General features: G+C 54.5%; 7 protein-coding genes. 6 read left to right on the top strand and 1 reads right to left on the bottom strand.

The genetic code is table 11. The features are described 5' to 3' along the window. Positions 1-368: 368 nt before the first annotated feature. The 5 genes from TH25_RS21635 (at position 369) to TH25_RS21615 (ending at position 7,955) form a co-directional block, all read left to right on the top strand. The gene (locus tag TH25_RS21635; RefSeq protein WP_114090354.1) at positions 369-1,103 is read left to right on the top strand and encodes a DUF4396 domain-containing protein; all 735 of its coding nucleotides are present in this window, start codon (positions 369-371) and stop codon (positions 1,101-1,103) included. A 129-nt stretch (positions 1,104-1,232) separates the two neighbouring features. Further along, a complete protein-coding gene (locus TH25_RS21630) occupies positions 1,233-2,753 on the top strand; it encodes a sigma-54-dependent transcriptional regulator (RefSeq protein WP_114090353.1) in 1,521 nt (506 codons plus the stop codon). After that, on the top strand, positions 2,746-4,776 hold the full coding sequence (locus TH25_RS21625; protein ID WP_114090352.1) for a sensor histidine kinase: 2,031 nt from the start codon (positions 2,746-2,748) through the stop codon (positions 4,774-4,776). Before TH25_RS21630 ends, TH25_RS21625 begins: the two co-directional genes overlap by 8 nt. Positions 4,777-5,150: 374 nt before the next feature. Continuing rightward, complete coding sequence (locus tag TH25_RS21620) at positions 5,151-6,881, top strand: OFA family MFS transporter (protein WP_114090351.1); 1,731 nt, start codon at positions 5,151-5,153, stop codon at positions 6,879-6,881. A 186-nt stretch (positions 6,882-7,067) separates the two neighbouring features. Continuing rightward, positions 7,068-7,955 (top strand): LysR family transcriptional regulator, encoded by an 888-nt coding sequence (locus tag TH25_RS21615; RefSeq protein WP_114090350.1) that lies wholly within the window; start codon positions 7,068-7,070, stop codon positions 7,953-7,955. 22 nt (positions 7,956-7,977) lie between these two features. Here the strand turns inward: TH25_RS21615 and TH25_RS21610 are convergent, their stop codons facing one another. Beyond that, a complete protein-coding gene (locus TH25_RS21610; RefSeq protein WP_114090349.1) occupies positions 7,978-8,859 on the bottom strand; it encodes a LysR family transcriptional regulator in 882 nt (293 codons plus the stop codon). A 101-nt stretch (positions 8,860-8,960) separates the two neighbouring features. Between TH25_RS21610 and gstA the strand changes: the two genes are divergently transcribed. After that, positions 8,961-9,575 carry a glutathione transferase GstA gene (gstA, locus tag TH25_RS21605; RefSeq protein ID WP_114090348.1) on the top strand — a complete coding sequence of 205 codons (615 nt, stop codon included), beginning with the start codon at positions 8,961-8,963 and terminating at the stop codon, positions 9,573-9,575. Positions 9,576-9,737: the final 162 nt, after the last annotated feature.

The raw sequence follows: 9,737 nt of genomic DNA, 5'->3' as shown, positions 1-9,737 counted from the left end.
CAACCTGTAAACACCTTTTTTGAAGAAAATGCGTTTTAATGACAATTTTTCCAAAAACTCAATTTTATCAATATCTTATAAATTGACGACACTGACACAAACACGAAGCATTGCAGAAAAGCGCGAATGTTTACAGACGCTTGGCAATCACAGGGTGAGGACTCCTGTTTCAGGGTGATTCTCCAAGCTCCATCAAGGCCCCAAACAGCGTTTCAAATCCACCCGTGGAACAAGGCGCGCCGGCTGTTCGTTACACTGCAAAACGGAAACAGCCTCCTGCGCCGTCCCCGCGCGCTTCTTTGGCTTTGCCACACACGCCGCATTCGTTCCGACCTTGTCTTTACTTTTCCCGTCCCAAGGAGCCTGTCATGATTCCTGCCTGGCTACACATTATTGCCATCCTTTCATTAGGAATGGGGCTGGTCAGTGCCATTGTCATTATTATCGCTGAAATGCGCGATCCACAGCATATGTGGATCATGAATGTTGTCTGGCCGCTTTTTGCCCTGTTTGCCTCGGTCGCGGCGTTATGGCTTTATTTCCGTTATGGGGTTCTTGCTTCGCACGGGACGATGATGCCGGCGATGGAAAACAACAAAACACCGCCGAACAAACGTTTCACCCCGTTTGGCATTATGGTGGCAAAGGGTACCGCGCATTGCGGCAGTGGCTGCGCGCTGGGCGACATCATTGCCGAATGGCTGGTGTTTTTTGTGCCCGCGATTGCGGTATGGCTGGGTTATCCGTCCTTCTTTTCCGAAAAAATGTATGCCACCTGGATTCTCGATTTCATTCTGGCATTCGGTTTCGGCGTGGTGTTTCAGTATTTCACCATCAAGCCGATGCGCGACCTGAGTGTGGGCCAGGGCATCCTTCAGGCCATTAAAGCAGATACACTGTCGCTGATTTCGTGGCAGGTTGGCATGTATGGCTTTATGGCCATCGCCCATTTTCTGATTTTCAAAGACCTGCTGGACGCGGAACTGACGGTCGCATCGGTTGAATTCTGGTTCATGATGCAAATCGCCATGTGGTGCGGTTTCGTCACATCCTATCCGGTCAATATGTGGCTGATCAAAACCGGGGTGAAGGAGAAAATGTAGGATATTCCCCACGGCTAGATAAGCCCGGATATACGTTGGCCAAGTCCCCCTATTCACTTGCCGGTTTTGCTTTTCCCTGCCGACTGATCTAATCTGACAAAAACAAGATAAAATCAGCGGAGGAACGCCATGAAATCGACGGCGAAATGTGGCCCGGCCAAAAGTGCGCATGTCTATACGCCGTTGCCCCCGGTCAGCCGGTCGCAATCCGTTGAAAATACGGCCCCGGACCTGACGGGCGATGCCGCAAACGGATCGCCTGATACGGAAACCGGGACCAATACCGCCAACGGCCCCGGACCGGAATTTGGCCCGTGGCTGGCGCAGGCATCAATTTTGGTGGTCGATGATGAACCGGGCATGCGAAATTTTCTGGCCCGCACCCTTGGCCCGCGCTGCAAACGGCTGGAAGAGGCGGCTGATTGCAATGAAGCCTCGCACAAGCTGGACGAACATCATTTTGACGTGGTGATTCTTGATAACATCATGCCGGGCAAAAGCGGTGTGGAGTGGCTGACCGAGCAGCGCGAGATCGGCTTTTTTGCCGATGCCATATTAATGACCGCCTATGCCGACCTGGATACCGCGATCAAGGCGCTGCGTGCCGGGGCGGTTGATTTTGTGCTGAAACCCTTTCGGTCCAACCAGATATTAAATGCCGTTGCCCGCTGCCTGGACCGGATGCGCCTGCGCCGGGAAAACTATGTGCTGCGCCATGAGTTGCGATCCACATCGGACCATGTGTTATTGCGTGACAAGCTGATCGGCTATTCGCCGGAAATTCAGGATATTCGCGATACCATTGCCCGCGTGGCCCCGTTACCAACATCGATTTTGATTTCCGGTGAAAGCGGCACGGGAAAGGAAGTGACGGCCAGGTCCATCCATGCCCTGTCGGACCGGGCGGACAAGCCCTTTGTGCCGGTTAATTGTGCTGCCATCCCCACCGATATGATCGAGGCGGAGCTTTTCGGTCATTTAAAAGGAGCCTTTACCGGGGCCAACCATGCCCGCGACGGCCTGTTTTTGCACGCCCAGGGCGGCACGCTGTTTTTGGATGAAATTGGCGAATTGCCACTAGCGACCCAAAGCAAGCTTTTGCGTGCCATTGAAGACCGGCGTATTCGCCCGGTCGGCTCCGAACGCGAAGCCCCGGTTGATCTGCGCTTTATCTTTGCCACCAATGCCGACCTGGAGGCCGAGGTAGAGGCCGGGCGTTTCCGGGCCGATCTGTTTTACCGCATCAATGTTATGCAGATGCACATGCCGCCCTTGCGCCAGCGCGGCGATGATGTGCTGGAACTGGCCGCCCTGTTCATGAACAAGCTGGGCAAGCAATTGGGCATGCCTCCGGTTGCCATTGATGGCGCGGTGCGCGCAGGGCTCACCCGTTACAACTGGCCAGGCAATGTGCGCGAATTGCGCAACCTGATTGAAAGGTCGCTGATATTGGGGCGTTTCCCGGCGGAATTTCGCAATAATGACTTACCGCAAACCGATACGGGCGAAGATGAAACACTCGACGAGCTGGAACGCCGTCACATCCTGACGATGCTGCATAAAACCGGAGGTAATCGCAACGAGGCGGCGCGCCGTCTGGGCGTTTCGCGCAAAACCATCGACCGCAAATGCGCCGTCTGGAATGAATAAAACCACCGCACCTTCCATACCCATCAAAACCGGCGGCCGGTCTGTCCGGTTTCGGCTGCTGGCGATTGCGCTATTGCCCACCCTGGTCATCTTGCCGCTCCTGCTCGGCTTTATGATGGCGCGCTGGAATGGCAAATTTGATGCCCTGCTGACCGCCAAGGTTCATGGCGATCTGACCATCGCACATCAATATTTCAGCCATATTCTGGAAAATAACGGAAAACAGATCGAGGCGCTGGGTCAGTCCGTTGCCTTCTTCAAGGCGCTATCGACACCCAATCCATCGCAACACATATCCTATCTTTTGGATCAGAAACGCACAGAAATGGGGTTGGACTTTCTTTATTTTGTCACGACCGATGGCAAGCTGGACGGTGCTTCCCCGGCAACGGTTCGCCCGACGATCAACCTGAACTGGCCCGTAATCCAGACTGCACTGGCTGGAGGGTCCCGCACGGCAGTTGATATTTTCCAAAACAGCGACCTTGCCGCCCTTTCGCCTGGAATGGCACAGCGCGCCCGCCTCGATTTGATCGATACACCCAACGCCGCGCCAACCAGCCGCAATGTTGAAAACCGGGGCATGGTCATACACTCGGCAAGCCATGTTGATATGGGCAATGGAAGACAAGGTGCGCTTGTCGGCGGGATCTTGCTGAATCAAAATCTGGTTTTTATCGATACCATCAATGATCTGGTTTACCGCACCAGCAGCCTGCCTGACGGCAGCCAAGGCACCGCGACCCTGTTTTTGGATGATGTCCGCATTTCAACCAATGTTCGGCTGTTTGAAAAACGGCGTGCCCTGGGTACACGGGTTTCAAAAGCGGTGCGATCCGCCGTACTGGGCGATGGCAAAGTGTGGCTGGACCGCGCCTTTGTCGTCAATGACTGGTATATTTCCGCCTATGAACCGATTACCGACAGCTTCGGCAAAAGGGTGGGCATGCTTTATGTCGGCTTTCTCGAGCAACCCTTTGCACGCACGAAACATGAAAGCCTGATCCTGATTATTGTTGCCTTTTTGGCGGTGGCGACCATTACCGTACCAGTGTTTTTGCGCTGGGCCCGGGGCATTTTTAAACCCCTGGAACGCATGACACGAACCATCGCCCGGGTGGAGAATGGCGATTTGGGCGCACGGACAAACCTGCCCGCCGCCCGTGATGAAATAGCGCACGTTGCCATGCACCTTGATGATTTGCTCGATCAGGTTCAGGAGCGCGACCGCCAGCTTCGCAACTGGAATGACGCGTTGAATGCGCGGGTGGATAAACGCACGGCCGAACTGCAAAAAGCCAACCAGCAGCTTGAGGCCACCACCAAACAATTGATCATGTCCGAAAAACTGGCGGCCATTGGCGAAATTACCGCAGGTGTTGCCCACGAGATCAACAATCCCGTCGCCGTGTTGCAGGGCAACCTGGATGTGATGCGCAGCCTGCTGGGCGACCGGGCCGATATTGCCAGAACCGAAATCCGCCTGATGGATGAACAGGTGGGCCGCATCAACCAGATCGTCACCAAACTTTTGCAATTCGCCAAACCGGAGGAATATGCCGGTTTTGTCGAACGCCACGATGCCGGATCGGTGATCGATGACTGCCTGCCGCTGGTGCAGCACTTGCTGAACCGCGCCGCCATCGAGGTCAAACTGACCCATACCGCAACCCGCCTGATTGTAATGAACCGGACCGAATTACAGCAGGTGATTGTCAATCTGCTGGTCAATGCCATCCATGCGATGCCAGGCGGCGGCACCCTGAGCCTGACAGACCAGGACATGGCCCGCGACGATGAACCGGGTATCCTGATTACCATCGCCGATACCGGCACCGGCATGAGTGCCGATGTGATGGAACGCATTTTTGATCCGTTCTTTACCACCAAACGGCGCGAGGGCACGGGGCTTGGTCTTTCAATCAGCAAAACCCTGATCGACCGGCAAGGGGGCAGCCTTGATGTAGAGAGCACGCCCGATGACGGCACGACATTTTATATCTGGCTGCCCGAAGCGAACTAATCCGCCTGGCAATGTGTGCAACAAAGCCAGAGGGATGGCGTAACTGCCGACAAGACAAAACCCACGACTGTCATACTCATTTTTGACATCTCTGATCAATGGCATCTCAATAAATGCTGCGCAGCATTTTTCCCGCACGCCGCCAATATGGACAAAATGTCCCTTCTGCCGATGATATTTCAAAAATAGTTGGACATTTTGTCCCGTTCGCAATCGGGCGATAGGCAAATACAATCAGAACCTTTCCAGAAATTCCCCCAAATCCGCACCATTACAACAAATGGCACAGGAATTGCGGAGGTATGATGCCGAACAATGACGGACGCGGCCCATCAAGGCCGGAAAAAAGCAGAATACCGGGAGGAAAAAACGGAATGTTTGATAGCCTTAAGAAGGAACATATCGTCGCCAGTGACGATTTTAACCGCTGGAAGGTGCCGCCAGCATCCATCGCCATTCATTTGTGTATTGGCTCCGTCTACGCATGGAGCATTTTTAACCCGCCCCTGATCAAGGAATTTGGCGTGGTTGCGGCCTCGTCGGGGGACTGGGGCCTGAAATCCGTTGTCTGGATTTTCTCGGTTGCCATCGTGTTTTTGGGCCTGGCGGCCGCCTTTGGCGGCAAATGGCTTGAGGAAGTCGGCCCACGTATGGTGGGTGTTGTTGCCGCATTCTGCTGGGGCGGCGGTTTCATCATTGGCGGCATCGGCATTATGACGCACCAGCTTTGGCTGGTTTATCTGGGGTATGGCGCCATTGGCGGCTGCGGGCTTGGTCTGGGATATGTTTCACCGGTTTCCACCCTGATCCGCTGGTTCCCGGACCGGCGCGGCATGGCAACCGGCATGGCGATTATGGGTTTTGGCGGCGGGGCAATGATCGCAACGCCGATCAAGGAATCGCTGCTGGCCTTTTTCTACAAGGCCCCGCAATTTCTGGGCGCGGAAGGCACCGTCAACCTTGTCACCGAAGGCGGCAAGCGCATGGCCGAAGTGGGCGGTCAGATGGTGGAAGTTGTTGTGGCCGGTGCCGCACAGGTTGCCGCGGCCCCGGTGCCCTTGCAGGAAGGTGTTTATGTGGTCGGCACCGGCAATACCGGGGCGGCCGCCACCTTCTTTACACTGGGTGTCGCCTATTTCATCGTCATGATGATTGCGTCTTTTTCCTATCGTGTGCCGCGTGAAGGCTGGCTGCCGGCTGGCTGGACCCCGCCCAGTGCCGATACCGCCACCAAACGCATGATCACGCATAAAAACGTTCATATCGACCAGGCGCTGAAAACCCCGCAATTTTACCTGATGTGGATTGTGCTGTGCTTTAACGTCACCGCAGGCATCGGGGTGATTGGCGTTGCCAAGACCATGATGTCGGAAATTTTCGGCAGCACCTTGCCGGTCATTGTCAATTCCAGTTTTGCCGCCACCTATGTGTTCATGATTTCGGTCTTTAACATGTGTGGCCGGTTCTTCTGGGCCTCGATTTCCGATTATATCGGCCGCAAGAACACCTATTACTGCTTCTTTATCCTGGGCATTGTCCTGTATCTGTCGATCCCCTATGCGGCAAGCCAGGTCAGTGTGAACCCGGTCGTGACATGGCTGATCATGTTCTATGCCGCGACGATGGTGATTTTCACCATGTATGGCGGCGGCTTTGCCACCATTCCGGCTTATCTGGCCGATGTGTTTGGCACCAAATATGTCGGGGGTATTCATGGCCGTTTGCTTACCGCCTGGAGCACGGCTGGCGTGCTGGGGCCGCTTGCAATTACCCAATTGCGCCAAACCTCGGTGACAAATTCGATCAAGGATCTGGCAAGCCATGTTGATCCGGCAGCCTTCCAGGCCAAATTTGGTGCCGGAATGGACCAGCTTGACCAACTGGTGGCCGCCAAAACCGTCACCATCGGGCATCTAATGGAAATTGCCCCGGCGGGAACGGTTGACCCGACACCCAGCCTCTATAACACCACCATGTATGCGATGGCGGGTTTGCTGGTGATTGGTCTGATCGCCAATGCCCTGGTCAAACCGATCCATGACAAGCATTACATGGAAACCGAAGCAGACGAGGCCAATGCCGCCCCGGCAGCATCAAAGGCCTGACCGTTAGTTAAAGGAACGCGGTGATCCTGACCTGGATCATCGCGTTTATTCTGCCGGGTTTTCCGAAAATACCCGTATGACGGATAAGGTTTTGTTGCAGGTTTGCGTCCCAAATCGGTTAACCTGCCTGCAACAAAACCACCTTAAACGCACCGGCATGGTTGCCATGACCGGGACGGGGCAAGAATGATCGACAAACTGGAAATGTTTATGGTGCTCGCCCGCGAGCAGCATTTCGGCCATGCCGCCGAAGCCTGTGGCGTCACCCAACCCACCCTTTCAAGCGCCATTCGCCAGCTTGAAGAACAGTTGGGCGTGATGCTGGTGCGACGTGGATCGCGGTTTCAGGGGTTAACCCTGGAAGGTGAACGGGTGTTGGATTGGGCACGGCATATTGTGGGCAGTGCGCGGTCCATGCGCGATGAAATGCGTGCCATGCGCCTGGGCCTGACCGGCAAGGTCAAAATTGCTGTCATCCCCACCGCCCTTGCAATGGTGCAGGAACTGACAACTCCCTTTCGCGAAAAACACCCCGACATCACCTTTTCCATCCTGTCGCGGACATCGGGCGAAATTCGCACATTGCTGGAAAATCTGGAGGTCGATGCCGGCATCACCTATCTGGATAATGAGCCGGTGGGAAGGGTGACAAAAGTACCGCTTTATGACGAACGGTATTTGCTGGTCACATCCATCCATGCCGATTACGGCCATAAGGACCGCATCACATGGCATGAGGCCAGCAAACTGCCCCTGTGCCTGTTAACGCCCGACATGCAAAACCGCCGCATCATTGATGGCCACCTGGCCGAGGCCGGGGCGGAAGCCAAACCAACCCTGGTATCCGATTCCATGATTGCGCTGTTTTCGCATGTACAAACTGGCAACTGGGCCAGCATCATGCCGGAAAAAATGATCGAAGCCTTTGGCCTGCCCGACCGCATTCGCGCCATCCCCATCACGGATCCCGATGCCACCCATCAAATCGGCCTGATTGCGGTTAACCGCGAACCGGCAACGCCTGTAGTGTCGGCCCTGCTGAAAGAAGCCGCCAGAATATCCACCCTGGTTTAAAACAATTTGCCCTGGTCCGTGGTCAGGCCATACGACGTTTCGCCATCTCCCAGAACAATCGCGCGGCATGTGATTTTTTATCCGCCAGGGATGCCCGCAAGCCGAATTGGCGAAAAAGCCCCGGTTTAAGCCGCGCTGTTGCCAGACTTTTCTGCCCAGCCATCCTGTCGTGCCCCTGAAGGGCCGATTCCGGGACAAGAGAAATACCCTCGCCCGCCCCCACCAGGGCGATTGCACTGCTCCAGTCCCGGACACGAATGCGAATATCGGACAATGTCAGCCCGGCATCTGCCAACAAGCTTTGCGCATGAATGCGGCACCCGCCTGTTGCCAGAACAAAGGGCTGCCCGGCCAGATCGGCAAGAGACACGTTTTTGCGCCGCGCCAAATGATGAGAACGCGGGAAAATAGCCATCCATTCATCCTGCCCCAGCAAGAGCGCGTTATCCTGTGGCGCCGGGTTCAAAACCACCCCTAAATCCACATGCCCCGCCGCCAGCAGATTTTCAATTTCACTATCGTCACTTTCCAGCAAGGTAAGATGAATATCAGGATAAAGCACCCGAAACCGCGCAATCAGACGCGGTAATATGGTGGCATAAACACTGGCGAATGCCGCCAGTCGAAGGGACATAAGCGGTTGCCCGGCCTCGATCGCGGCTTCTGTTTGAATGGCGGCAAGATGTTTCATGGCACGTTGCGCGTGTTCAAGTGCCCTTTCGCCAAAGGCCGTCAAAAACACACCATCGGGTTGCCGAACAAGCAATTTTACCGCCAGGTTTTCCTCCAGTCCGGCAATGGCCTGGCTCATGGCAGACTGGGTGATGCCAATGCGCTGTGCGGCAACCGTGAAGCTGCGCGTTTCCGCAATGGCAATGAGGCTTCTGATTTGTGTGATATTCATATTAGTAAAACTAATGAAGTTAAAATTTTAAAGTAATTTGTCTTATATTATCGTGACCGTCAATATCGGGAGATCTATTCAAACACGACAAAGGTTCTGTCATGAAACTCTATTTCGCCCCCAATACCTGTTCGCTCTCGCCCCATATCGTGCTGCTGGAAACAGGATTGCCCCACGAGCTTGTGCGTGTGGACATGCAAAGCAAAAAAATGTCAGATGGGGGCGATTATCGAAAGATTAATCCCAAGGGATATGTCGCGGCCCTGATGCTCGATAATGACACTGTGCTGACCGAAGGGGCAGCAATTGTGCAATATCTGGCGGATCAGGCCCCCGACACAAGGCTGGCACCCAAAGCAGGCACATTTGAACGGGTTCGTTTGCAGGAATGGCTGAACTTCATCACCGGTGAAATTCACGCCGGTTCCGCCCCGCTATTTAACAAAACCCTGCCCGAGGACGTAAAATCCCATTTCAAAACGCGGCTGTTCGCCCGGTTTGATTTCGTTGAAAATCATCTCGCAGAACGTAGCTATCTGATGGGCGCAGACTTCACGGTCGCGGATGCCTATTTGTTTACTGTGCTGGACTGGATGCGCTTTTTTGAAATCGAGCTGGGAACATGGCCCAAAATAGCGGCCTATAGGGATAAAATTGCGGCGCGGCCCACTGTTGTCACCGCACGCAGGCGCGAAGCACAATTCCCGACCGTTTAATAACGCAAAGCACCACAAACCACCCGAAAAATCAGCGTCATATGCCCAAAGCGGTATATGACGCTGATATGTATCTGGCGTGCCCGCAGATAATAACATTAGTCACAGTAGGGTTATGATAGGATTTTGCTATCGCGTAACGGGAAAGCCCTATTGAACCAG

Source organism: Thalassospira profundimaris, from assembly GCF_003326755.1.
Lineage (GTDB): Bacteria > Pseudomonadota > Alphaproteobacteria > Rhodospirillales > Thalassospiraceae > Thalassospira > Thalassospira profundimaris_B.
The sequence above is the reverse complement of the archived record's forward strand: the minus strand, read 5'-3'. Positions and strand labels throughout refer to the sequence as shown.

Excerpts from the sequence above, each read along its gene's own strand:
- TH25_RS21615 (WP_114090350.1), top strand. The coding sequence starts at position 7,068 with ATGATCGACAAACTGGAAATGTTTATGGTGCTCGCCCGCGAGCAGCAT.
- gstA (WP_114090348.1), top strand. The coding sequence starts at position 8,961 with ATGAAACTCTATTTCGCCCCCAATACCTGTTCGCTCTCGCCCCATATC.
- TH25_RS21625 (WP_114090352.1), top strand. The coding sequence starts at position 2,746 with ATGAATAAAACCACCGCACCTTCCATACCCATCAAAACCGGCGGCCGG.
- TH25_RS21630 (WP_114090353.1), top strand. The coding sequence starts at position 1,233 with ATGAAATCGACGGCGAAATGTGGCCCGGCCAAAAGTGCGCATGTCTAT.
- TH25_RS21610 (WP_114090349.1), bottom strand. The coding sequence starts at position 8,859 with ATGAATATCACACAAATCAGAAGCCTCATTGCCATTGCGGAAACGCGC.
- TH25_RS21635 (WP_114090354.1), top strand. The coding sequence starts at position 369 with ATGATTCCTGCCTGGCTACACATTATTGCCATCCTTTCATTAGGAATG.
- TH25_RS21620 (WP_114090351.1), top strand. The coding sequence starts at position 5,151 with ATGTTTGATAGCCTTAAGAAGGAACATATCGTCGCCAGTGACGATTTT.